28 protein-coding genes are annotated in these 21,226 nt (G+C 61.1%); 12 read left to right on the top strand and 16 right to left on the bottom strand.

Annotated elements, in window-relative coordinates; genetic code table 11:
* Positions 1-221 precede the first annotated feature (221 nt).
* Positions 222-629 (top strand): RidA family protein, encoded by a 408-nt coding sequence (locus E3T38_RS07540; protein ID WP_134547604.1) that lies wholly within the window; start codon positions 222-224, stop codon positions 627-629.
* Positions 630-654: 25 nt separating this feature from the next.
* On the opposite strand, the gene E3T38_RS07535 is transcribed toward E3T38_RS07540, so the two are convergent.
* Positions 655-1,587, bottom strand: a complete 933-nt coding sequence (locus E3T38_RS07535; RefSeq protein WP_241984358.1) for a phosphotransferase — start codon at positions 1,585-1,587, stop codon at positions 655-657.
* 112 nt (positions 1,588-1,699) lie between these two features.
* Positions 1,700-2,365: a hypothetical protein gene (locus E3T38_RS07530; RefSeq protein WP_134547602.1), complete on the bottom strand. Its 666-nt coding sequence runs from the start codon at positions 2,363-2,365 to the stop codon at positions 1,700-1,702.
* 221 nt (positions 2,366-2,586) lie between these two features.
* On the opposite strand from E3T38_RS07530, the gene E3T38_RS07525 reads away from it, so the two are divergent.
* Positions 2,587-3,135 (top strand): DUF6578 domain-containing protein, encoded by a 549-nt coding sequence (locus tag E3T38_RS07525; RefSeq protein WP_134547600.1) that lies wholly within the window; start codon positions 2,587-2,589, stop codon positions 3,133-3,135.
* 179 nt (positions 3,136-3,314) lie between these two features.
* Here E3T38_RS07525 and E3T38_RS17460 read toward each other — a convergent pair whose 3' ends face one another.
* From E3T38_RS17460 to E3T38_RS07510, 3 genes are all read right to left on the bottom strand, one after another.
* On the bottom strand, positions 3,315-3,584 hold the full coding sequence (locus tag E3T38_RS17460; RefSeq protein ID WP_134547598.1) for a nuclear transport factor 2 family protein: 270 nt from the start codon (positions 3,582-3,584) through the stop codon (positions 3,315-3,317).
* Positions 3,585-3,880: 296 nt separating this feature from the next.
* A complete protein-coding gene (locus tag E3T38_RS07515; RefSeq protein WP_134547596.1) occupies positions 3,881-4,294 on the bottom strand; it encodes a hypothetical protein in 414 nt (137 codons plus the stop codon).
* A 281-nt stretch (positions 4,295-4,575) separates the two neighbouring features.
* Entirely contained in the window at positions 4,576-5,052 is a 477-nt protein-coding gene (locus E3T38_RS07510; protein ID WP_134547594.1) for a hypothetical protein, read from the bottom strand.
* Between the two features lie 144 nt (positions 5,053-5,196).
* Between E3T38_RS07510 and E3T38_RS07505 the strand changes: the two genes are divergently transcribed.
* From E3T38_RS07505 to E3T38_RS07490, 4 genes are all read left to right on the top strand, one after another.
* A complete protein-coding gene (locus tag E3T38_RS07505) occupies positions 5,197-5,583 on the top strand; it encodes a hypothetical protein (RefSeq protein ID WP_134547592.1) in 387 nt (128 codons plus the stop codon).
* A gap of 101 nt (positions 5,584-5,684) precedes the next feature.
* The gene (locus E3T38_RS07500) at positions 5,685-6,080 is read left to right on the top strand and encodes a hypothetical protein (RefSeq protein ID WP_134547590.1); all 396 of its coding nucleotides are present in this window, start codon (positions 5,685-5,687) and stop codon (positions 6,078-6,080) included.
* A gap of 93 nt (positions 6,081-6,173) precedes the next feature.
* On the top strand, positions 6,174-6,533 hold the full coding sequence (locus tag E3T38_RS07495; protein WP_134547588.1) for an SdpI family protein: 360 nt from the start codon (positions 6,174-6,176) through the stop codon (positions 6,531-6,533).
* A gap of 105 nt (positions 6,534-6,638) precedes the next feature.
* Positions 6,639-7,160, top strand: coding sequence for a hypothetical protein (locus E3T38_RS07490; protein ID WP_134547586.1), 522 nt, complete (start codon positions 6,639-6,641; stop codon positions 7,158-7,160).
* 99 nt (positions 7,161-7,259) lie between these two features.
* Here the strand turns inward: E3T38_RS07490 and E3T38_RS07485 are convergent, their stop codons facing one another.
* The 4 genes from E3T38_RS07485 to E3T38_RS07470 form a co-directional block, all read right to left on the bottom strand.
* Positions 7,260-7,697, bottom strand: coding sequence for a hypothetical protein (locus E3T38_RS07485; protein ID WP_134547584.1), 438 nt, complete (start codon positions 7,695-7,697; stop codon positions 7,260-7,262).
* A 153-nt stretch (positions 7,698-7,850) separates the two neighbouring features.
* Positions 7,851-8,756: a LysM domain-containing protein gene (locus tag E3T38_RS07480; protein ID WP_134547582.1), complete on the bottom strand. Its 906-nt coding sequence runs from the start codon at positions 8,754-8,756 to the stop codon at positions 7,851-7,853.
* A 549-nt stretch (positions 8,757-9,305) separates the two neighbouring features.
* On the bottom strand, positions 9,306-9,818 hold the full coding sequence (locus tag E3T38_RS07475) for a DUF4232 domain-containing protein (protein WP_166805466.1): 513 nt from the start codon (positions 9,816-9,818) through the stop codon (positions 9,306-9,308).
* A 430-nt stretch (positions 9,819-10,248) separates the two neighbouring features.
* Complete coding sequence (locus E3T38_RS07470; RefSeq protein WP_134547578.1) at positions 10,249-10,773, bottom strand: tetratricopeptide repeat protein; 525 nt, start codon at positions 10,771-10,773, stop codon at positions 10,249-10,251.
* A gap of 389 nt (positions 10,774-11,162) precedes the next feature.
* Here E3T38_RS07470 and E3T38_RS07465 point away from each other — a divergent pair, with 389 nt between their 5' ends.
* Both E3T38_RS07465 and E3T38_RS07460 read left to right on the top strand, forming a co-directional pair.
* Positions 11,163-11,471 (top strand): hypothetical protein, encoded by a 309-nt coding sequence (locus tag E3T38_RS07465; RefSeq protein ID WP_134547576.1) that lies wholly within the window; start codon positions 11,163-11,165, stop codon positions 11,469-11,471.
* Complete coding sequence (locus E3T38_RS07460) at positions 11,471-12,256, top strand: hypothetical protein (RefSeq protein ID WP_134547574.1); 786 nt, start codon at positions 11,471-11,473, stop codon at positions 12,254-12,256. The genes E3T38_RS07465 and E3T38_RS07460 overlap by 1 nt, the downstream gene beginning before the upstream one ends.
* Before the next feature lie 132 nt (positions 12,257-12,388).
* Here the strand turns inward: E3T38_RS07460 and E3T38_RS07455 are convergent, their stop codons facing one another.
* Positions 12,389-12,688: a PadR family transcriptional regulator gene (locus E3T38_RS07455; RefSeq protein WP_241984357.1), complete on the bottom strand. Its 300-nt coding sequence runs from the start codon at positions 12,686-12,688 to the stop codon at positions 12,389-12,391.
* Positions 12,689-12,824: 136 nt separating this feature from the next.
* Positions 12,825-13,454: a cysteine hydrolase family protein gene (locus tag E3T38_RS07450; RefSeq protein WP_134547572.1), complete on the bottom strand. Its 630-nt coding sequence runs from the start codon at positions 13,452-13,454 to the stop codon at positions 12,825-12,827.
* 539 nt (positions 13,455-13,993) lie between these two features.
* Here E3T38_RS07450 and E3T38_RS07445 point away from each other — a divergent pair.
* Genes E3T38_RS07445 through E3T38_RS07435 form a run of 3 tightly spaced genes read left to right on the top strand, consistent with a single transcriptional unit; the run spans position 13,994 to position 16,820 of the window.
* A complete protein-coding gene (locus E3T38_RS07445; RefSeq protein WP_134547570.1) occupies positions 13,994-14,353 on the top strand; it encodes a PadR family transcriptional regulator in 360 nt (119 codons plus the stop codon).
* A complete protein-coding gene (locus E3T38_RS07440) occupies positions 14,350-15,816 on the top strand; it encodes a hypothetical protein (protein WP_134547568.1) in 1,467 nt (488 codons plus the stop codon). The genes E3T38_RS07445 and E3T38_RS07440 overlap by 4 nt, the downstream gene beginning before the upstream one ends.
* Positions 15,804-16,820, top strand: coding sequence for an acyltransferase (locus E3T38_RS07435; RefSeq protein WP_134547566.1), 1,017 nt, complete (start codon positions 15,804-15,806; stop codon positions 16,818-16,820). The genes E3T38_RS07440 and E3T38_RS07435 overlap by 13 nt, the downstream gene beginning before the upstream one ends.
* 201 nt (positions 16,821-17,021) lie before the next feature.
* Here the strand turns inward: E3T38_RS07435 and E3T38_RS07430 are convergent, their stop codons facing one another.
* The 5 genes from E3T38_RS07430 to E3T38_RS07415 form a co-directional block, all read right to left on the bottom strand.
* On the bottom strand, positions 17,022-18,227 hold the full coding sequence (locus E3T38_RS07430; protein ID WP_134547564.1) for an LCP family protein: 1,206 nt from the start codon (positions 18,225-18,227) through the stop codon (positions 17,022-17,024).
* A gap of 128 nt (positions 18,228-18,355) precedes the next feature.
* Entirely contained in the window at positions 18,356-18,499 is a 144-nt protein-coding gene (locus E3T38_RS16690) for a hypothetical protein (RefSeq protein WP_166805465.1), read from the bottom strand.
* A gap of 117 nt (positions 18,500-18,616) precedes the next feature.
* Positions 18,617-19,192, bottom strand: coding sequence for a hypothetical protein (locus E3T38_RS07425; RefSeq protein WP_134547562.1), 576 nt, complete (start codon positions 19,190-19,192; stop codon positions 18,617-18,619).
* Complete coding sequence (locus tag E3T38_RS07420) at positions 19,189-19,935, bottom strand: hypothetical protein (RefSeq protein WP_134547560.1); 747 nt, start codon at positions 19,933-19,935, stop codon at positions 19,189-19,191. The genes E3T38_RS07425 and E3T38_RS07420 overlap by 4 nt, the downstream gene beginning before the upstream one ends.
* On the bottom strand, positions 19,932-20,300 hold the full coding sequence (locus E3T38_RS07415) for a PadR family transcriptional regulator (RefSeq protein WP_134547558.1): 369 nt from the start codon (positions 20,298-20,300) through the stop codon (positions 19,932-19,934). Before E3T38_RS07415 ends, E3T38_RS07420 begins: the two co-directional genes overlap by 4 nt.
* A gap of 172 nt (positions 20,301-20,472) precedes the next feature.
* Between E3T38_RS07415 and E3T38_RS07410 the strand changes: the two genes are divergently transcribed.
* Positions 20,473-21,168 (top strand): glycosyltransferase family 39 protein, encoded by a 696-nt coding sequence (locus E3T38_RS07410; RefSeq protein ID WP_134547556.1) that lies wholly within the window; start codon positions 20,473-20,475, stop codon positions 21,166-21,168.
* The last annotated feature ends 58 nt before the right edge of the window (positions 21,169-21,226 follow it).

The following is a 21,226-nucleotide window of genomic DNA, read 5'->3' as shown; positions in this document are numbered from 1 at the left end:
ATGCCCTGGAAGCCGTTGCCCCCACTCGTAGAGACGCCGGCCGGATTTGCTTTGGCCTCGGGTCGCGAGAGGGTGCCGCTGATGTTCTCTGTGGCGGCTCGTAAGGCCTGAGCCTTCCGGAATCATGTCCCGCTGAGGAATGCGCGTGACCGGTAGAGGTTCGGTTTGCGGGCGTTCGTGAGCAAGCCAGCCGCGCGTTGGCTCTCCAATACAGTGAGGGCATGTCCCAAAATGTTGTCTTGATCCGTTCTGCTGAGCTTTCCAATGTGGCACAGTATGCCTACGCGGCAACAGCTCCGGCTGAGGCGCGCCTCATTTTTCTGGCCGGCGCCTGCCCGCTCAATCTCGATGGCAGCACCGCAGGAGTCGGAGACTACTCGGCGCAGGCCAGCAAGGCGATGGAAAACCTCGTTATTGCCCTGCACGCAGCGGGCGCCCGACTTGATGATGTCCTGAGCACACGAGTTCTCGTCGCCTCCTCTAATCAGAGCGACCTCGTCAAGACCTGGGCAGTCGTTCGCGAGGCCTTTGGAACGCATGACGTACCGAGCACGCTCATAGGCGTCACCGTCCTCGGGTGTACGGATCAGCTCGTCGAGATCGAAGCCGTCGCTGCTGTGATCGACTGACGAGGCCATCCCGTAGGGGGTTCCCCTAACGGGCTCCCGGGCTACCGGAGGTAGGCGCCGAAAACTCTGGGTCGTTGACGATGCGCGCCAAGGTGGTCTGCCCGAGGGTGCTCATCCCTGGGTTCGACTCCCGGTAGTACCACACCAGGCCCATCGCCTGTTGGAACGCCCACGCGGCTCCGCGCCACCATTCGAGGTCATCGCAAGGCAGCTCGCTACGGACGAGCGCTCGTCTCTCGTCATCGAGCAGGTGCCACGCGGCGACAAGATCGAGTGACGGGTCGGCCGGAGCGAACCCACCGCCATCCAGGACGCCAACCAGTCGGTCGCCCTCGACGAGGAGATTGCTCGGAGTCAAATCGCCGTGAGTCATCACCTCGCGGCCAGAAGGCGGCAAACTCCGAAACTTCATCCAGAGAATGCGTAGCCGATCGACGGGAAGCAACCCGGCGCTTTCTCGGAAACAGAGTTCCATCCACTCGTCGGAGTCCTTCAGATCTCCACCGCGACCAGCGCCCGCGAAGTGGCGTCCTTTGGTTGCCGCGGCGCGAAGCGAATGCACGAGGCCGGTGAGGTCATGAGCGAACATGTTGGAGTGCGCTAAACCTTTGGGCGTTGCCACGGCCCCGTGTAGCCACGTCTGTACAGACCATGGCAGGGGGAAGCCGTAACCCGGATTGCCTACGACCACGGGCACCGGAGTCGGGACCGGACAACACGTCGCCAGCTCGCGCATTGCTGAGGCTTCTCGGTTGAGTTCGGAGGTCACATCAGCTGGCGCAGCGCAGCGCAGCGGGAATCGTGCCGTGAGGTCGGCACCGATTCGAAAGATGGCGTTCACCGTACCGTCCGTCACGATGCGACGGACGGGTTCAAGGCGCCATTCGGGAAACTGGTCCGATATCAGCCGGCGAGCTGCTTGCTCGTCAATATGCAACTCGTCGTCGTGCATAGCCATTCAAGCTACGCTAACGGATTTGAGCGATTGTCCCGCAGGGGGTTCCCCTGCGGAAGGGCGGAAACCAGGGGGTGGGTGGTACCCGCGGTCGGATGCGCGGGTGCCACCTGTGTCAGTTCGTCTCTTCTTCCTCCGGAGGAGCGACTGGTGATACGACGGGAGGCAGCTCGATATCTGCAAGGATCCGGCCGACGGCACGCCACTTTTCTGCCGAGGCGGCATCGAGCGGGTGCTCAGGAGTGTCTTCCAGGTCTTTCAATTCCGGGCCCAGGATCGCGCTGGCGATTTTTGTGATGAGTTCGCGCAACGATTCGGTACGCATGTAGGCACCGATGTACTCGCCGTTGGGTACGGGCGCGAGTTCCGTCGTATAGGCGCTCACAAAACAGTCCGCAGCTTCAGCACGCAGGTAGGGGCTCTCCAGAGTCTGGTACCAGCGGCGAAGGAAAACATCACAGGGCGCCTCGTCATGAAGGTGCCGTTCGTCGTCAAACAAAATACGCTTACGGATCTCATCTGGGTTGAGCTGGTTTGCGAGTTCGATCGCTTGATCCATATTTCCTTGGTAGATCAGGTCGGCAAGTTCAGGGCTCGTCTTTTGATCCATCCGTTGCTGAAGTTGCCTCCGAAATCGGCGCGGACGACAGAGGTCTGCCCATGCGGAGCCCAGGCGAAGTCGCCATTCCTCTCTGGCCTTGACGACGTCCGTAGTTGCCGAGACGACCAATGCGGTGACGGCGATCACGTCAAGTGCGGTGGTGATGGGCGATCGTTTCATCTATTGCTCCCTCTTCAGATATCGCAGCACAGCACTGCTGTGCTGGTCAGGCGCGACTCTCGTACCCGGAACCCTGCCGCAGGCCGCCGCGACAAGTGGCACCTGAGCAACTGACTCCCGCGTAGCTATGAGTATTTCTCTACGATGTGTCGGTTATCAGAATAGAGGGCTGCTGTTGGCGGCAGATTGCAATGCGGCAAGGGGGTTCCTAGTCTGGTGCCATGAAGGATCTTGGAAGCCAGCTAACGCCTGTTTCGAATAAAGAGAGCAAGCGCGATACCGGTGTTCGGGTTCGCTACGTCGGCACCTACGAGCCAATCGATCGGGTGGACGTGGAGGCTATCGAGCCGGAGGACATCGTCCCGAGCCAGGAACCCCGCGATACCGACGTGTGGTTCACAGAATGGCAGGTTGCTGAGGACAGTTTGGGCGTTGCACTTGACCAACACGTCGACTGGTCGCTGGTGCCCATGGACCAGAACTGGGTTTCCCGCCTGTTCGCCGGCCGCCGCACGATCCCCTTGCAGCTCGACACCTATGCCGACGCCGCCCGCGACCCTTCCGACCGGTCAGATCGGACGCAGCTGTCCGGTCGCGTTGCCCGAATTGATCAGATCTCGGTTCGCTACCACCCGTCGAAGGATCCAGAGGAACGCGGTGTTCTGGTGCCGGACACAAGGGGCGCCATGCAGCACAGTGTGCTGAGCTTTCGCCAGTTGCGCGGTCATCACGGAAAAATCGTCGGCTGGATAGTCCGCCTGCGTGAGTAGGCGTCACGGCGCCTTCTCGTGTCTCAGTTGGGGTTCCCCTACGGGCATTGGAACGCAGCCGGCCTCCCTATGGAGCTATTGCGGTGGCCTGCGACCAGACGACCATCCAATGGCGATCCTGATACTCGTAAACATCCGTGTTCCAAGCGCGGATTTCAAGCTCATCGGCGGTGCCGACGCTAAGAACTGTTCGTGCAATGTAGTTCAGAATCGTCAGGTTTCCTGACGATTCTGACGGAGATTTCTGATTCGGGCTCGAATACGTGGTACTCGAGTCGCTTCGATTCCACGTCGCTGAGATAGGCCGATTTTGTCCGTGTGGACCCGTTGGGCGTCACAAGTTGGTAATCGGGTGCGTGGAGGCGCTCCGCAACGACCATGTCGCGTTCGACGAGCGCGCGAAGTCTCTCTCGCTCGAGATTCACCACTGTCGCAGGATCGATGTTCATATGCCCTGTCTAACAGCAGCGGCCGCCGCCGGCCCGTACCGAGGGGACCAACCCGCAGGTGCTAGACATACTCGGCGTCGTTTAGCGTTTCTCTACGGGCGGTCTTCGAATCTCGCTTCGTTTGGGCTGCAAGCCATTCGGCGAAGCATGGTCCGAGCTGTTCGACGTCGGAGTTCGGCACCAATCGCCATCACGTATGGCGCGCCGCGTGGCGCCGGGAATCGGCAGGGCACCTGCACGATGCCGTTGCATATAAAGGGCTTACCAGCCGGGTCCCGGCTTGGAAGCGTAGCCGCTCAAGTCTCGCGTCGAAGGGTAATGATTCCCACATAGGCGAGCAGTGCCGTCCCGAACGTTCCGAGGAGACCAGCGAGGAATGCCGGATCAACGCTGAACCCTCCGCTGAAGCTGATAACGACGTACCCGACAACCGATAGCAGCACGAGGGCGACATAGGACAGTCGGACGAGCCAGCCCGCCGGTAAGCGAACGACCGACATGAGAATCACTGCCGCCAACGGTGCAAGCATCATCCCGCCGAAAAGCAGAGCGGGCGCCACCCGCACATCGCGGCCAGAGCAGGGACCCATGAGGTTACACGCCGTGGGGAATCCTTGCGCCATCCAGAATACGAGCCAAGTAACGACCACAATGGCCACCGCGGGAAGCACTAATCCGAGGCGACTTTTCAACCGAATATGGGAAGTCATGAAACGAGTGTGGCATTTCGGTGCGCAGCATGAAGCACTACAGAGCCGTATGATGACAACTCGTTACCGCTCAGGCCGGGTGGCCAACTCCACGGGTCCAAAGGCGCTTTTAAGTAAGGCGGACGAGCGCCAAGCTCCGGGACCTCCAGCGCCACGAGCGGAGCGGTCGTGGTGCGGCGGCTCAACATCGCTAGAAAACTCGGCGTCCCGCTCGGGGTTCGGCTTGTGGGACGCCAAAGTTCAGGACCGGGAGCACTCTTGAGGTGCAGGCCAGTCGTTGCTCAGAATTCGTAGATTGCGGCGAGCTCATCCGACAGCAGCACTGTGTGCGGAAGATCGCGCAGTGCCTCTGCGTCAACTGCGATTCCCCTCAGCTGTGCGGCCTCCGCATATGCTTCCCACGGAAAGGAATCGGGTTTCGAAGCGTCATCCCCCCGCACCAGGTTGAGAACTTCCTCGATCACGTCGGCTGCGGAGCGTTTCCAAGAGACAGCCCCATGACCGTACTTGGACGCGGACACTCCGCGATCCATATCGAGACGAATCATGGATTCGTCAGATAGGCGCAAATACTGGGTCATCGTCATGGTCATAGTTGGCCTGACGTTTTCTGGAACCGGATCACCGAGTTCGCAGATGATGACCAGACCAGTCACTGACAGGCTGGAAATGTCGAACGGCAGGCGCTGAGCGCGCTCGATACCGACCGATCCTCGTTGCATCGGTACGTATCGACCCCGCTCACTGCCATCCGTCATGCTGGCAGCTTAGGTCCTTCGCTGTTCCCCTGCGACGCAGCTGGCGAGCCACCCGGTGACCCGTCAAGGCGACGTTGACCTGTTCCGCTCACCGTTGAGAGCCCGTCTCATGAGCTCACCCGCACATGTGTGGTTCGATCAGGTATGAACCGAAGCTTCCAAATTGGACTGACCGTGGTCCTCCTCGCCGCCGCCTTGCTCTGCAGCGTGCCCGTTGCCGCTGCCGCCTATCAGGCGCGAGCCCCGGACTATCAGTGCGCCATTTCCCAACAGATACCGGATGGTGCCGTGCGCGAGCTCGGCGCTTCAGGTAGTTTTTCTGTCTGGCCTGTAGGACTGCAATGTCGCTATTTGGATGCAAACGGATTGGAGTTGATTATGTCTCCCGGCTGGTTCGCCACCGGTCTTGGTATCGGCAGCCTGACCGCGGTAGTTGCGCTGACCGCGCTCAGTACCGTCGCCTTGGTGCGATCGCTCCAATCACGCGGCCATGAACTCGACCCGCCTGGTGGACACGAACTGTTTCGGTGAGGGCTCGGCTGCGGGCACTGACTCTGTCAGGCTTGTGATTTCTTCAAACGCATACCCGGTGACTGGCAGCACGTACTCTGTCAGGAAGGGGGGTACACGAAATGCAATTGCAAAGACCGGCTTTTCCCGTGCTCCTCGCCGTGACAGCGCGGTCCTGGATCCTCGGCATTCCGTCGCTCGCCCTCATCACCCTGGCTGGGCTTCAGTTCGCGATCATCTCCCATGCGGGTCTCAGAGAATCCTGCTCTCAGAACCCCGAGCTAGGCAGTCTGCCTTTGCCCTCAGCAGGATGGACTACGGACGGCTTATTGTCGTTCTTCCCCATTGGGGTCCAATGCTCCTATTTCACAAGCGAGCATGAACTCCTCCTAGTACATACCCAGACCAGCGTGTGGGACTGGGGAATCACATTCGCCGCGATCCTCGGAGTCCTGGGCTTTGCGCTCTTCCTGACCGCCCGGCTTGCCACTCGGCGAACCTGGCACGCATCGCTCTGAAGAATTAGCCCCTGACCGTCCCGATGGGGGGGGTTCCGCTTACGGGCGTGCAGTCGTTTGGTGGGCGGATGACGCAGATCGTAGGCAGAAGATATGGGCGACAAGATAATGGCCAGGTTGGTGCTGTTCGTGGTCATGGTGGGCGTTGGCGTTCTGGTGCTCGGGATGGCGCAGGCTGCAGTCAGCGGACGTCTTGGACGCAATCCGGTTGCTGGCATACGTCTTCCTGTGACGATGGCGAGCGATAGTGCGTGGCTCACCGCACATCAAGCAGAGAAACGGCCGACGCAATGGGCGGGCTGGGGCGCAATCGCCTTTGCTTTGCTGTCCGTCCTTCCTTCCTGTTTCTTTGCCGATTGCGCTCACATCGATTTTCATCGGTGCCGCTGGGTTGGTCGTCTTCGTGCTTTCTGCCGCCGCCGTGGCAAGCCGTGCTGTACGCGCTCAAGCTGACGGGGATTAGAACGCGTTCAATCAACCACAGACGGTGATGCAGACTGCGCGCGCCGCAATCAGCGGCTCCGCTAGCCTCAGTGGTAAGGAGTGAACGGGGACGACATGGCTAACACCGTACTGGCCACGGCGGGCAAGCGTCTCGTCGGGCTTAGCGCTGTGTTCATCGCGAGTGCAGTACTGTCAGGCTGCTCGGGTCCGATTATGAATGCGTGTACGGCGATCGGGTGGGCAAACACGCTTACAGTGACGCTTGACGGCGGAACCGATGACGTCAGCCTCGTGCAGCTGTGCATCGATGATGAGTGTTCAACTCCCGCTCCAAGCCAGCCGTACTCCGACGAGCACGCTCCCGGAGAGATTCTGTGGCCGGAAGATCTTGAGACGTACACGCCCGATCCCCGTGCAGTGGAGCTCTCGTATTTTGCTTCCAAGATCAATGACCGCTCGTGGGAGATCGCCCTCAGCATGTCGTCCCCGGAAAATGTGACACTCCGCGCTTTCTCAGCGAGCGGAATTGTCCTCGCCGACGAGGACGTGACGCTCAACTGGGTCCGAGTCGGCGGTAGCGCGCGTTGTGGCGGCCCTGAAGAAGCGGCCCCGGTCACTCTCGAAATTGCGTCCTGAACCCATCAAGCGTTCTTGAGATGGGCTCGTCCCGCAGGGGCTCCCGTATGACACAGCGCTAGGCAGACTTACCCACCGTTGAAAGCCGTTGGTGCTCGATCAGTTGATGCGATTAGCGGTGCGGTCGCAAAGCGGTAACCATACTTCAGCGGGTTTCCACTCCCAAGCGATCTCTTGGCTGCGACCGTCTTCGCCAAATCGATACGTTGCTCGCTCGTGCTCGCCCGTCAGCGTCCAAGTATGACCGTCGACAGTCAGAGTGTAATCGCGTGCGAAGCCGTGATTCTCGACCGTTCGGGCGAAATAGCGGCCGGCTTCAGCGTCCCAGCCCATCAGACTAAGTGTGTTGAACGGACCGTTCGCGCGCTCATCTTGCACGATGAAGTAGTTGCCCGAATGCCACCGGGCGGAGTGGATGCTGTTCCACGGACTCGCTCCCGCATGCGGATTGTCCAGCGACTGCTCGTCACCACCATAAGAAGTGCCCTCGGCATGCCAGTCACCCAGAAAAACTGCCACCTCTTCATGCTCAGCCATGATTCAACCCTACGTTCGGGAGCCAAACCGGGCAATCATCTGAGGTGGCCGGTGACGGATCGCCCGACCGGATGTCGGCGGTTCAGGCGTCAGCGCACCCGTTGAGCCTTCCCCTTGCGAGACGGCCGCGGCGGTTCATGCGTGGAGTGGGGTTCAGGCTGAGGGTGGCGGGACCGAGGCGCCGCCGCGCAGCGCCACCTGAAGGTTTAGATCGTCTCCGGGCTGGAGCTGCCGGCTGGTAAGCGGGTTGAGGAAGCCGAGGTCGTCGAGCGTGATGCCGAAGCGGTCGGCGATGTCGTTGAGCGTGTCGCCGGCGACCGCACGGTAGGAGATGGGAGAATCACCGGCNATGGGAGAATCACCGGCTGTGGCTGTGGCTGTGGCTGTGGCTGTGGCTGTGGCTGTGGCTGTGGCTGTGGCTGTGGCTGTGGCTGTGGCTGTGGCTGTGGCTGTGGCGGTGGCGCCGCCAGCGCCGAACCGAGCGCCTGTATCGACGGCGAGTAACCCGGGGCGGGTGTCCGGCACCTCCCAGGTGATCGTGCCGACCGCCCGGGGAGTGAGCACGCAGCCGTCAGGATCGGTCGTGGCCGGGGTGCTCGCGGTGATGACGGCGGTCAGATAGTAACTGGGGTCGCCCCGGGAGAAGTCCCTGTCGCCCAGGCTCAGCCCGGGCTGATCGGCGTCCGTGGAGAGGTTACCGAACGAGAAGTTGTACATGTCGGCCAGGCAGGTCGTCGTCTTCGACCAGGGACTGAAGAACAGTTGCACGCCTCCGGGAACGTCCGAGTTGAAGTCCTTCAGCGCGACGTCGAACCCGCCGCCTTCCGCGGTGACCACGACGGTTCCGGAGATGGTGTTGTCGCCCGAGGCCGGTGTGAGCTCGGCCGTGCCGATGACACCGTCGGGGATGACGACGTCGGCCGTGTCGTCGGTCGGGGCCGGCGCATCCGTTTGGATCGCCGTTTCGACCGGCGGAGTCTCGATCGTCGGGGGTGAGCAGGCCACCAGTCCGAGCACCAGAGCGATGCTCCCCAGAAAAAATGTCGTCAGTCGTGGCATCAGGTCCCCTCCCCGCCGAGCCCAGTATGGCAGTCGGCCCCATCGCCGGTCCAGCCGAGGCCTCGACCGCGGGAATGGCGCGACGCTTCGATCGCTATGAACCGTCGCGTAAGGGGGGCCTCACGGGCATTGAGGTTCGTCGGTGGCTGGAGCGAGGTGTGAGCGCGAGTCCGACCACTTGTGCAGGCGACTTCGAAAAACGCCACCGGTCAGTTTCGTCATTTTTGCTCCCGGCGTGTCTCATAACTAATGGCAAGTACCACGCTTCAGGCATGCGGTTATGCGACGTAGTTATGAGAATCGGCGCGCCACACGATTTCGGGGTGTGACTTTCGGCGCTATGTGGCGGCGAAATGTGATCCGGATGCCGGCGTCTCGAAACCCTAAAGTTGTGATGCACCTAGCGCTCTCCACCGGCTCAGCCCGTTGAGCTGAAGTCTTGTCTCGTTGGTTCCGCTCTGACAAGCAGGTGACCGATGCTTGGCATAAAACCCGGTTGTCTACTCCTTCGTGGCATAGGCGTAATCAGTTGCTGCCCATGCCTTTAGATCAGAAGAGACTGGTCGCGCTGATCCACGACACCGTGTAGGTAGCGGGTGTGTTGCACACGGTGACGGGACTTTCCAGCGTTATGGTCCGCGACGAATCCCAGTTGGGTGGACTCACGTAGGCCACATCGGCGACGGCGGTGCCACAGTCGTACGCTCCGGCATTGCTGAAATGGATGGTGCTGTAAGCCGACGCCCCAGGAGCGAGTTGCACCACCTCCGGCATGCCGCTGTCTGCCGCGCGCTTCCCTGCGATTGCCCCCGTAGCGCTGTCCGCGAGGTTGAAGATGGAAGGCGGTCCCTCGACCCAACAGGCGTCGCCGCCGGTGTTAGTAAACGTGATCTCGGAGAAGAACGAACCGGCTCCGCTGGCCATCGGCTGTGCGGCGATGGAAATACCCAGGTTGTCTCCGTCACACTTAGCGGCTCCGGCGGGCATCGCAGTCACATCCGGATCGATTGCGGGGACCGAGGCGTCTCCGGTGGGCTCGGACTGCCCCCGATCAGGCGCCACGGGCGAAGCGGAAGCCGATGGGTAACCGGTACTAGTGGGCGACGGGGTTGAAGACGCTGCCTCACCACCCACCTGGCCAGCGCAGCCAGTCAAGAAGAAAATGACGGCTATTCCGGAGCAGAGTGTAGAAATTTTTTTCATGATTTTCCTCGGATTGTCGTTGTGTCCGTTGATGCATGCACCTGCGGTGTACGACTGCTGGGGCGGCGGCCCCTTCGTGTCAGGGTTGGGTCAAAAGGTACGAGTTCGTCTGTGCAGTGCATGGCGGCGACTTCGTTGGCAGCCTCCGTCAGATTCAAGCCTCCCATGAGGACTGTCATTCGACGGATGAGCTCATGAGAGCATCCATGGCAAGCCCGTAAACCGTTCGGCTTGCGGGACTGGAGCGAGAGTCGTCGATCCCTGCTCGGCTTTCCCGCTCGCCGTCCCGTTAACGGGTGTTGTGTTGCTTCGCTGGCTGCGCGGAGGTCGCGAGGGACCGGATGTAGGCGGCATTGCCGCGGATGGATGGCTTATACCGTTCAATATCTGGCGACTCAACACGTTCAGCGACCACTTCGAGCAACGCAGCGACAGCTTCATCGAAGCGGCTGGAAGCATGAAGGGAGATCGCTTGGAACACCGCCAGCGATGGTGAGTCCGGGAAGTCTTGTCGGGCACGCTCGAAGACTTCCACCGAGCGAGCGAAGTCGCCGAGATTTCGCAGCGTGGATCCGTACTGGACGTAGCATCGGCGCAGCAGATCACCCGCGAGGCCAGCCTGGAGGGCTTGCTCGTAGAACGATCGCGCGGTCTGCTCCTTACCGACAGTGTCGTAAGCGCCGCCGACTTCGTAGAGCACGCGAGCGTCAGCCGGGTGCTCCGCCAAAATTAATCGCAGCGCATCGATTGTGGGCTGCATGTCATTCCGATCGCGATCAGCGAAGATCCGGTCGAGCTCCTTATCAAGTGTCATCCACTTATTGTGCCGTTACCGCTATTGTCCGCTGAAGGTTCGGCTGCGGACACATGTGACTGTGACGGGTACGCTGACTACCTCATCCCACCGTCCGTAGGCCGATCACCGACCGCGACACCACATCCCGGGGGCTTGACCCCTGGTTTGGGCCCTTCTCGGCCAGGAGTACATCGCGTGCCTGTCCACCGAAAAGCCTACATAGGGTGCAGTTGACATTCGCTACGATCTAGACCAGAAAGCGATTTGCGCCGCAGTTTGGTTCTCGGCTCAATATCGCCCTGTGAGAATGCGGCTCGCAAGAAGGCGAAGCGTCTGTAAAAAGTCGAAAATCACGCAGAACGATTCTTCGGCGCCGGATAGACCATCAAAATGGCAGGAGCCAAATTGTGAGAGTTGCACGGGACGTAGCGAACCTAGCGATCGGCGGCGTGCTGGCAGCGGCTCTGGCAGTGTTCGGCGGGACCGCGGCGATGTCTGCGGAGCCGGCCGCGTCTGTGCCGAGCGTGACACAATCCATCGAAGTGGTGCCCGGTGAGGCTGTGACCATAACAATTGAGTTGGTCGAGGACCAGGCCGCGACCAACGATAACCTCGATGTCGCGGTCACCGAGGTGACAACTGACGTCACTAGGGCCGCTCTCAGGTGCGGTGAAAACGTCAGATACGGCGACGACAACTGCTTCACGCTGACCTAATGCAACTGCTCGTCCGTTTCCATAAAACTCAAGCCGGACTACTTCTTTGTCGACGGCACGCGCAAGTGTGTGACACCGTGCGGATCGACGAGTTGGATCATTTACGTGAACGTTGGCAACAGCTATATCAAGATGATCTCCTGTTGAAAGTCCCCGGACACGCTGCGATGTTTAGAGGGAACGAAAAGCTCAGCGCGCAAGCTCACCGCACACGCGCACAGCGCGCGGTAGGCCCCCGACTCCGCTTGATCAGGCTTGCCATGGCCATCGCAGCGATGGGCCTGATCGGCGTTTCGGTGACAGGGTGCACATCTAACGGTGGTCAATCCACAGGTGGTAGGTCCTGCCTTTTGGGAGCGTGGGACCTCGACTTTGTCGCGTCAGCGGAGGCAAACTCCACCGCGGATATGACGACCGGAAACTACACGATCATCTTTGATGACGACACTGTAATGGTCCAGGTAAATGTGACCAGTTCGATGAAGACTGTCGTGGAAGGTGTCGAGGCAACCGTTGACCAGATCATCAAAGGATCCGCGGAACAGCGATACAGCGTCCACGGCTCCGAACTGAATTACGGGGAGGTTGTCTGGACGAAGGGCTCCGGAACGACAACGGTCGCGAAAGGCGGCGAAACAACGACTGACGAGCAGGACTTCACTCCTACGCCGGACACCACCGCCGAGGTGGGATGCGAGAGTGACAAGCTCATCTTGACCCATACGCCAGAAAACGACGTTACCGCGGAAATAGCGACGGTCGAACAGATTTTCACCCGCCGGTGAGAATGCCCGGAACCGAGTCCATCGGGCCACCATGCTCGCCAAACAGACCAACAAATGGGCCGAAGGCCGCCGCTACCTCAATGCACGCAAGGCGTTCATCTCCATCCCAAAGAGATTTGGGAATTCCTCGGCTCAGTCTGCGCGGCCCACGGCTTCCGCCGCGTCTATGAAGGCGAACCATTGACCGCGCAGCGCTTCCCTCTGCGCATGACCGATCGCCGTGAGGTCATAGACCTTGCGAGCGGGACCAGACTCGCTTTGCTCCCGGCGTGCGACGATCGCTCCCTCGTCCTTGAGTCGTACCAGCGCGGGATACAGTTGGGCGCCCTTGATGGGTTGGAGCCCCGCCGACGCGAGGGACTGGGAGATGCCATATCCGTGCCGCGGCGCGACCGAAAGCACGTTCAGAATGAGCATCGGCAGGGAGGCCATTCGAACGAAACTCTAATGCTTGTTTCCCGTTCGGGGTTCCGCTGCTGCGTACTGATCACGCACTTTCATACCTTCAAAAGCATGGAAGCGCAGGAACCGGTACGACATTGCGTACCGATTCCTGCTGTCCGTTGAATTACCTGGCGTCCCGCCCCCGGGCAGCTGACTCGATGAGGTTGTCTCCTGCGACAGCGTTCTCGGATGTTACGGCTTCGGTCCAGGCGCTCGTCGTGGCGACCGCAGCCCAATTGGAGTTCAGGACGGCCATGATTGTCTCGTGCACCCGCTTTGCCGGCGCAGAACCGGCGGAATTCACGATGTCGATGGCTCCGGTTGCATCCGACAGCACCTCAACGGTGAATCCGAGGGGTTCGGCAGCGGCGGCGGAACCGATAACGCAGTTGTTCGTCATGTAGCCCACGATGGTGATTGTGTCGATCCCGCGCTCGCGCAACCATTCCTCGAGGCCAGTACCCGCGAAGATACTGGCGAATGACTTCGTGAAGCGATGGGCCACGTTGTCGGCGCGCTTCGCGATCTCGGGACGCAATTCGAAGGTCGACGACTCCGGCGCGAAGACCGGGAAACCCGCAGGGGATTGATGTTGCCCAACGACGACCGGAATGCCAGCCTGCTCAGCAACGTCCATCGCCTCGGTAATACGAATAAGTGACTCATCGCGTGCGGGGTATTGGATCGGCAGCAGTCCTTCGAAATACTCCTGTTGGGCGTCGATGACGATCAGGGCGCGGCGGGGTGAGGACATGGGATCTCCTTTGGTTGATGTGGTGAGATGGGACTTCCGGCGGATGCCCGGAGGTCTACCAATCAAAACATGGCACTCTCCTGACGACCTCAGATAAGGGCGCCTGACGCATAGTTGGGGTGCACCCCAGATTGATCTACGGCTGTTGACCACCTGTGGACTTTGCCGGTCTATGGTGGCGATCTGTGGTCCCGTTATGCCGTTAGTTCCCGATGAAAATGGTGGGTTGGTCCCGTCATTCCGGGATACACGACGGGGTCATTGGGGTCTCGCCGTCAATGCCGCCATCAAATTCAGAAGAAACACCGCCATACAAATCTAAAAGCCACACCCAGAAACCGTGCGGATCACCTTCGGTGCTCCGTGCGTGCCGGGGTGTCCCGGTGGACGTTCCTCTTCCGGAAAGCGAGCCGAGGGTCGCCTAGTAGTGCCTCCGCACCTGCTGCTGGTTAGCGACGACCTCGTGAGCGGTATCGTGAAAATCAACATATGAACACTCGAGCGTTGATATGTATCGGTCGCTGATGTATGTTGATCTTATGTCTTCCACTGCCCTCCATGAGCCCACATTTCTGATCCTTGCGGCTCTGGCGGAGGGACGGAAACATGGTTACGGCCTCATCGCTGAGGCTGAGACGCTTTCGGACGGTCGAGTGACTCTTCGCGTGGCGACGCTATACACAGCGTTGGATCGGTTGCGAAAGGAAGGGCTCATCTCTCCTGCGGGGGAGGAAGTCATTGATGGTCGACTGCGTCGATATTACGAACTGACCGATGACGGCGCTGCGACCCTCACTCAGGAGATCGCTCGGATGGAGCAGCTTGCTGCTCGGGCAACTATCCGCCTCCGGCACCGCCCTGGTTTCGCCTTCGGCTGGGGTGGCGGAGCCTGGGCATGAGTTACCCCGTTACGGTGAAGCCACTCGGCCCGACGACCCGGTTGGCGATCCGGCTTTTCCCCCAGTGGTGGCGGGAGCAGTACGGAGCTGAAGTCGTTGACACGCTCGTCGAGCTGCGCCAGCGACGGCATGGCGACCTGCTGGAGGATTTTCATCTCGCCAGCCGGGGCCTCTGGCTGCGAGCTCGAACGTCGCCCAGTTTCTGGGGTGGGCTGGTCCTGCTGATCGTGATGCTGTGGGCATCGGGGCAGGGGCCAAACGCGTTCTTGGTGGAGCGCTACTGGCCTGCGGTCCTGGCGGCGGGTGGATCGTCGGCACCGTTCGCCCTCCCGCTGGCGGCGGCAATCGCCGCCATGACAGGGCACCAGCACGGCCGGCGAGCCGCTTCAGGCGTTGGGCCGCGGAAGCGCGTAGCCAGGGCGGCATGGGCAATGACGCCGGTGCTGGCCAGTCTGCTGCTCGGTTACCTGGTGGTGGTTCTTCTGAGCCTTCTCTTTTCCGGCCTCCCCGCGACGGGATCGCCAAGCGCACTGATCGTTCCGCTGGCGTTTGCCGGGCTCGCACTTGGTGCGGTGGCCGTAGGTTTCGCTCTCGGTGCCGTGTTACCCCCGGTGCTGGCGGTTCCTGTCGCGGGCGTGCTGCTCTACGCGTGGTACTCAGTGCCCCTCGATGGTGTTGTGCTGGCGTGGCGCAATGTGACCGGCGCCGGCCTGACCCAGTGCTGCCTCTGGGTCGATGTCGTCCCGCATCCGCAGGCTCAGCTCATCGCCATCGCCAGTGGCGCAGCACTCGCCGCAATCACCCTGCTGCTGGTCGCCGTACGCCCCGGCGTGCGAAGGTCGGTGTCGTTCGCTGGCGTGGCAGTGACAATCGTGGCGATACTCGTGGCGTTCGCACCGTCCGTTCCTGCGCTGGGTCAAGCCAGTCAGGTCGCACGGGACCTCACCGAATTGCAGTGTGAGGGCACATCCCCGCAAGTGTGTCTCTGGCCTGAGCAGGATACCGAGTTCGGACCGGCGATCCGTCCCGTCGTGACTCAGGCATTTCACCGTGGAGTTGCCGCCGGCCTCCCGATGCGAGCGGCAGTCACCCCGTATGTCGGCGGCTTCAGCGATGGGCAGGAACACGGGTCCCCAATCAATGCGGTCTCCATGCGTTTAGGCGACTCGGACGCTGCGATCCTCGCCAGCTATGGACAAGCGGTGTACACCTCCGAAAGCTGCGCAGCCCCCAATGTGGTTGACGGCCCCGCGTTTGGGCGGGAGCAGGGCGTGCAATACGCCATCGCCCTCCTCCTGGGTGCGGAACCGGAAGCCGCGCTCCCGCGCATGGAGCACTCCGTCGAGCTGCGTCTCACCGCCATCGCCTATACGCCCGCCGAGGTTCGAGACCTCATCGGCGTCCACAGCCTTGCTGAAGCGCGCACCACAGTGAACAACTGGCTCGCCTCATGCGGCAGCTAAGACTTCTCGCGGCTGTTACCGTGGTCGTCGGGCACGGGTACGTCCTGAACGGTATAACGCCGGCACCACGCGTGGGCGGGATCCCTCTCCACACCCTCGGGCTGTATATCTTTTTCACGATTAGCGGGTACCTGATCACGTCGAGTTGGAACCGCTGGCCCAACCTTCTCTCCTTTTTGCGCAATCGAGCATTACGCATCCTGCCCGCCCTCGCGGCGGTCGTGCTCCTCACAGTCGTCGTCATCGGGCCGCTCGCAACCGACCTCACCCTGCGCGAATACCTGAGCACCTCGCAGACCTGGCTCTACCTATCCGGTGTGCTGCTCGTCCCCCAGTACGAACTCCCCGGTGTCTTCGACTCCCACGTCTCGCCAGCCGTGAACGGGTCCCTGTGGACGCTGGGCATCGAAGCCTGTTGCTACCTCGCGACCGCGCTTCTCGGCATCGCGCTGCGGAGATTCGCCTGGATCGGAACCCTCATCCTCGGCTCGGCAGCCATCGCTCTCGCGCTGCAGCCCGCTGGAGGCGCACTGGAATCGCTCCGCGCGGTCGGAGCGGTGTGCTCCTACTTCGCGATCGGTGCCCTCGCCTGCCACCTCCGCGTGGATCATCGGCATTTCCCAACCGTGCTCATCGTGAGCCTTGGCGTTGTATGGCTCCTGCTCGGCGAATTCAGCGCACCGGTCGCAACGACCGCTGCGTGGCTTGTCGTACCCGCGATCGTCCTTGCCATTGCACTGCGCTCTCGAGAATCGAGCTCTGGCGTCGACTTGTCCTACGGCGTCTACTTGTGGGGATATCCAATCCAGCAGCTGGTCATCCAAGTGAATCCAGATCTTCCGGTCGCGTTCTCGGTGGCATTGACGATCGTCTTCACTCTGGCGGTCGCGACTCTTTCCTGGCATCAGCTTGAAGCGCCGGCCCTCGGTTTGAAACGATCAGCGAGATCCACACCCATACAACGCCTTCAATCGAAATCTGCACTTCGTGCCACCACAGCCTGAACGCGGCCGCTCGTTGCCGCCGCATCCCCGCCAATCAAGTGTCGTCCTCAAACGCTACAGTTGCACGCGGCTGCGGGATGGGGCGGCCATCCCCTAGAGGGGTTCGGCTTGGAGGACCCCAGGGAGGACACGATATTGTTCGTGGCGGGCCGGACAAACCTGCGCCTATTTCGTCCGTTTCATAGCGCGGTGTGATCGCTGTCACCCGGTGGAAGCTTGGGCGCACGAGTCATCTTGCGCTGTTTGCCCGGTGAGTCCGTTCAACGCTGGAACGGTCGGCTGCGGGGCGGGGATGGCGGTTTCGGTCGTCGCCGGCGTTGACGTTTCGACCGGCACCGGTGCATCCGGTGTTGGTGTTGGTGTTGTTCCGGGGAGGGTGAAGGGCTCATCGATGGCGAGTTTGGCGAACATTTCGGCGGCCACCGCTTCCAGGGGAACGACCTTGCCGGGGAAGTTGGAGTCTCCGGTCGTGCCGGGATATTGCACGAACAGCAACCGATCCAGGTCGATGTCTTGGAGGGCCAGGGCCATGGACACCATGGTGTCGATATTGGCGAGGGACGTCGACAGCTTAATATTGGTGGCCGCGGCGTTGGCGAGGTTGATCAGGGTCGGAATGCTCGTGAGTGTTCCGTTGCCCTGCACCGTGCGCATGAGCGACGCCATGTAGATCTGTTGTGAGGAAATTCGTGCCAGGTCGCTTTGGTCGCCGACGCCGTGGCGGCTGCGCAGAAATGCCAGTGCGGTGTCCCCGGCGACGACGCTCGTGCCCGCGGGCAGATACAGGCCCGCAGAGTCATCGTTGATGGGTGCATCCAGGCAGATGGGCACTCCGCCAACAGCGTCGCTCATATGCACGACCCCGTTGAACGAGATAAGTCCGGCATACGGAATGGTGAGTCCCGTCAGCTCGGACACGGTCTTGACCACACACGGGAGTCCGCCCCGGGACATGGCCTCATTGATGGGGCGGGCGGCCATCGCCGAAAACTCGGCACCGCTCTCGGCATCCGTGCATGCGGGGTGCGGCACGATGAGGTCGCGGGGGATGCTCACGACGACAGCGTTGCTGTGGTCGGCGGACACGTGCACGAGAATGTTCACATCGTTGCGGGTGCCGTCACGTTTTCCGTAGGCCGCGCTTTGGGTTGCATCATTGTCGATGCCGACCATGAGAATGTTGAAGCCGTTTTCGTAGCTCTCGAGCTGTGGCACGGGCTCTGCCGTATCGCCAGCGGTGATGTCGATGGCGTTGTCGTCGACCGTCTTGCTGAAGCTCCACACCGCCACAGCGCCTACGGCTGAGGTGCTGACCACGGCAACGGTCAGCATGGCCGCCACCAGTTTGAGGGCGGTGGCGTACGGATTCGATCGCTTTAATCGACCATGCCGTGCGATCCCGACCATCCGTTTGCTTCGCCTGCTCGTGTCTGCCAAAAATCCCCGTTCATTGCGCCCGGTCTATGACCGAACGTCCTCTCACCATCGCGACCGATGATGTCCTCCTTGGTGGCATCCCCGTGGGAGCATCGTGACTACGTCGTCAGCGACGACTCGTCGCGCTGCCCGAGTTGCGTCAGCATTTCTGTCACGAACGGTGTGATGTCGACCGATTGGGTGCTCGGGGCATCGATTGTCTCAGGTCGGATCGGTGGAATGGGTGTTGCGCTGTCGGTCATGATTTCCTTCCGAGTGTCAAGGTCTCGTGTGCTTCTTCGCGTGGCATGGGTTGCCTATTGCCGGTGGGTCAAAGCGGCGGCCGCAGCGATAGCCGAGCCGTGCAAGTCGGCGACTCGTCAGTGCTTGTTGTCGTTGCCCATGTTATGGACGGCGTAGCCCCAGCATCCAGCGTCGTCCCAGTGGTAGTCGGCGCCGGCTCCGGTGTCACCGTTGAGGGCGAGTCGGGCGGCTGCCTGCTCGGAGGCGGGAAGCGTGTTCATCCACGTCACTGGACGCACGGCATTGTCGTTGTCCCTTTCCCAGAATGGTTCGAAGGTGTACGCGTATCCCTTGTCTCTCATGCAGGCCGCCGTGATCGTCTGCGTTTGCATCCACTCGCGCCCGTTGGCCTGTTCATCGGGGGTCATTGCTGTGAAGGCGTCGGATAGCAGCGGATCGACGATGTCGGAAGGTTCGATGGAGTCCGCGTCCGACGTTTCCGTCGTTGTTGGGGTCTCAGTTGGCGCGGGGATAATCGCATCGGCGGAGACGACTGCCGCGGCGGGGACGTCACTTTCTGCCGCGTGTGTGGTTGGCCGGTCCGGGTCGGCGTGGTTGAGCGTTGCCGCCGCGCCCATTCCGAAGACCGTCAGTGAAAGGGTGAGGAATGCTGCTCCGACCAAACCGATGCTGAGTGCAAGTTTCTTCTTCATCGAGCCATCTCTCCAATAGTTTTGAGTCGGGTGCTGGTATCTGCCGGGGTGGTCCGGCGTTCCGGCCACCACCAGATCGCTGCCGCTGTGAAGAACATGCCGAGTCCGACGATGAGGCTGTTGCTAGCAAGCTCCCACCCTGGCATCGTGAAGGTCAGGGCTCCCACCGTTGTGCTCAGGGAATAGAGCTGATAGAGCCCAAAGTGAACGAGTCCAAAACTCGGAAGCACCATGATGAGAGCGCCCCCGACACGAGTCCGCCGTTGAAGTAACAACACAAGCCCACAGGCAGCGAGGGCAGTGAACGACGCGATTGTTATGGCGGTCGCGGAGCCAGGTCGAATCTGCTCGCCGATCGTGCTGAGTACAATCCGGGTGAGAACAAACAGTCCCCAGCCCAGCACCGCGGAAGCCGCGACTAATACCAGCGACGATACGGCTTCCTCAATTCGAAGTCGGCGAAAGCGGGTCGGGTCTGCCAAGGCGACTTTTCTGCGCTGTGCGTGACGCCAGGTCAGGTCGGCCGGAGCGCCCCTCAACGCGCGGCTGAGAATCTCGCGAGCCGCCGCGCGTGGCGTAGTTCCCGATTCATCGGCCCAGATCGCGTGCTCATAGAGGTCCGAGGCCAGTTCGTCCCTCCGCGTGGCAGCGACCTCGATATCAACTTCGCGGGTGTACCACGAGCACCAGCGAGAGACACGGGAAACGGCGTGATGATAGAAAGTGGAGGTCAAGACACTCATGCGAAAGTCACCCCTGCCTGGGCGATGCGGGGCGCGCTTGCCTCGGTACGGTGCGTTTCCACCTGAGCTTTGACGAGGGCACGCGAACCTTCCGCAGTGACCGTGTAAAGCCGGCGACGGGGCCGACCTTCGGATTCGGCGCTGGCCGGTTCTTCCCAGCTGGCATCGAGGATGCCGGATTCAGCCATCCGAGACAGCGCCTTGTAGAGGGTGCCGTGCGACGTGAGCGCGGATCCATCGCGGGAGGAGAGATGCTTTGCCAAAGCGAAGCCATAAAAGCTGCCCTCGCTCGCTTGGAGCGCGAGCCCGCTCTCTAGAATGTCGACCTCGATCGGGAAAAGTGTGCCGGGTCGTCTACGTGCCATAAGTTCCACTATAGGAAGATAGCTTCCGATAATCAAAACCCATCCGCGTGGCCTGAGCCCGAACGTCCCGTAGGAGGTTCGGCTTGAGGGACGTGCGAGTTCTCGCCAAAGGATCGTATGGAATAGGCTCAGAAATCGATCAGGGGGGCCAACCGTGCACGCACTTCCAATTATGGTTTCGAGAGTCCACCTCGCGGGCGAAGTAAGCAATTATGCCCCCGGCAGGAGGAACCGAACAGCGGCGGTCGTTGGCCTGGTTGCCCTCGTCATCTCAATCGCTGGCTCCGGGGTTCCCGCTTTTTGGAGTGACGAGGTCGCGACACTTCGGGCGGTCCGGCTCAGTTGGCAGGAGCTCTTTGCGTTTATCGAACACAAGGATGCGGTGCACGCCGCGTACTACTCCCTACTAAAGCTATGGGTAGGTATGTTCGGCGCGTCCGAGTTGGCGACACGGTCGCTCTCAGCGCTTGCCGTTGGCGCTGCGGCTGCAGGGCTGGTCATCTTGGTCACGTCTATGACGAGCCTGAGAGTTGCCGTCATCGCAGGTGTGATCTTTGCTGTGCTCCCGCGCACGACCTCCATGGGTATCGAAGCTCGTTCGTTTGCGCTGAGTGCAGCGGTTGCAGTGTGGGTCACCATCGTCCTTCTGGTGGCCGCGCGCACCAGAGACTGGCGCTGGTGGGCTCTTTACGCAGTTATTGTCGCAGCCGGAACCTATATTTTCTTGTATACCGTGCTCATCCTCGCTGTTCACTTTGTTTTCTTGCTTCTGGACTATCGCGTGCGCCGCGTGCTCGCGGCCTGGTTGTTCGCCGCATCCGGCGCCGTGTTAACGCTGGGCCAAAACGGGGCCAATAGTGCCGTTTGAAAACAGGACCACTATCTGTGTTTTCTACTATGCCGTATCAGCGGCGGGCTGGTGGCTT

The organism is Cryobacterium sp. Hb1 (assembly GCF_004403585.1).
Classification (GTDB): domain Bacteria; phylum Actinomycetota; class Actinomycetes; order Actinomycetales; family Microbacteriaceae; genus Cryobacterium; species Cryobacterium lyxosi.
The sequence above is the reverse complement of the archived record's forward strand: the minus strand, read 5'-3'. Positions and strand labels throughout refer to the sequence as shown.

What these genes read in the sequence shown, in the direction of transcription:
- E3T38_RS07540 (WP_134547604.1), top strand. Translation starts at nt 222, where the DNA reads ATGTCCCAAAATGTTGTCTTGATCCGTTCTGCTGAGCTTTCCAATGTG.
- E3T38_RS07535 (WP_241984358.1), bottom strand. Translation starts at nt 1,587, where the DNA reads ATGGCTATGCACGACGACGAGTTGCATATTGACGAGCAAGCAGCTCGC.
- E3T38_RS07530 (WP_134547602.1), bottom strand. Translation starts at nt 2,365, where the DNA reads ATGAAACGATCGCCCATCACCACCGCACTTGACGTGATCGCCGTCACC.
- E3T38_RS07525 (WP_134547600.1), top strand. Translation starts at nt 2,587, where the DNA reads ATGAAGGATCTTGGAAGCCAGCTAACGCCTGTTTCGAATAAAGAGAGC.
- E3T38_RS17460 (WP_134547598.1), bottom strand. Translation starts at nt 3,584, where the DNA reads ATGAACATCGATCCTGCGACAGTGGTGAATCTCGAGCGAGAGAGACTT.
- E3T38_RS07515 (WP_134547596.1), bottom strand. Translation starts at nt 4,294, where the DNA reads ATGACTTCCCATATTCGGTTGAAAAGTCGCCTCGGATTAGTGCTTCCC.
- E3T38_RS07510 (WP_134547594.1), bottom strand. Translation starts at nt 5,052, where the DNA reads ATGACGGATGGCAGTGAGCGGGGTCGATACGTACCGATGCAACGAGGA.
- E3T38_RS07505 (WP_134547592.1), top strand. Translation starts at nt 5,197, where the DNA reads ATGAACCGAAGCTTCCAAATTGGACTGACCGTGGTCCTCCTCGCCGCC.
- E3T38_RS07500 (WP_134547590.1), top strand. Translation starts at nt 5,685, where the DNA reads ATGCAATTGCAAAGACCGGCTTTTCCCGTGCTCCTCGCCGTGACAGCG.
- E3T38_RS07495 (WP_134547588.1), top strand. Translation starts at nt 6,174, where the DNA reads ATGGGCGACAAGATAATGGCCAGGTTGGTGCTGTTCGTGGTCATGGTG.
- E3T38_RS07490 (WP_134547586.1), top strand. Translation starts at nt 6,639, where the DNA reads ATGGCTAACACCGTACTGGCCACGGCGGGCAAGCGTCTCGTCGGGCTT.
- E3T38_RS07485 (WP_134547584.1), bottom strand. Translation starts at nt 7,697, where the DNA reads ATGGCTGAGCATGAAGAGGTGGCAGTTTTTCTGGGTGACTGGCATGCC.
- E3T38_RS07470 (WP_134547578.1), bottom strand. Translation starts at nt 10,773, where the DNA reads ATGACACTTGATAAGGAGCTCGACCGGATCTTCGCTGATCGCGATCGG.
- E3T38_RS07460 (WP_134547574.1), top strand. Translation starts at nt 11,471, where the DNA reads ATGCAACTGCTCGTCCGTTTCCATAAAACTCAAGCCGGACTACTTCTT.
- E3T38_RS07455 (WP_241984357.1), bottom strand. Translation starts at nt 12,688, where the DNA reads ATGGCCTCCCTGCCGATGCTCATTCTGAACGTGCTTTCGGTCGCGCCG.
- E3T38_RS07450 (WP_134547572.1), bottom strand. Translation starts at nt 13,454, where the DNA reads ATGTCCTCACCCCGCCGCGCCCTGATCGTCATCGACGCCCAACAGGAG.
- E3T38_RS07445 (WP_134547570.1), top strand. Translation starts at nt 13,994, where the DNA reads ATGTCTTCCACTGCCCTCCATGAGCCCACATTTCTGATCCTTGCGGCT.
- E3T38_RS07440 (WP_134547568.1), top strand. Translation starts at nt 14,350, where the DNA reads ATGAGTTACCCCGTTACGGTGAAGCCACTCGGCCCGACGACCCGGTTG.
- E3T38_RS07435 (WP_134547566.1), top strand. Translation starts at nt 15,804, where the DNA reads ATGCGGCAGCTAAGACTTCTCGCGGCTGTTACCGTGGTCGTCGGGCAC.
- E3T38_RS07430 (WP_134547564.1), bottom strand. Translation starts at nt 18,227, where the DNA reads ATGGTCGGGATCGCACGGCATGGTCGATTAAAGCGATCGAATCCGTAC.
- E3T38_RS16690 (WP_166805465.1), bottom strand. Translation starts at nt 18,499, where the DNA reads ATGACCGACAGCGCAACACCCATTCCACCGATCCGACCTGAGACAATC.
- E3T38_RS07425 (WP_134547562.1), bottom strand. Translation starts at nt 19,192, where the DNA reads ATGAAGAAGAAACTTGCACTCAGCATCGGTTTGGTCGGAGCAGCATTC.
- E3T38_RS07420 (WP_134547560.1), bottom strand. Translation starts at nt 19,935, where the DNA reads ATGAGTGTCTTGACCTCCACTTTCTATCATCACGCCGTTTCCCGTGTC.
- E3T38_RS07415 (WP_134547558.1), bottom strand. Translation starts at nt 20,300, where the DNA reads ATGGCACGTAGACGACCCGGCACACTTTTCCCGATCGAGGTCGACATT.
- E3T38_RS07410 (WP_134547556.1), top strand. Translation starts at nt 20,473, where the DNA reads ATGGTTTCGAGAGTCCACCTCGCGGGCGAAGTAAGCAATTATGCCCCC.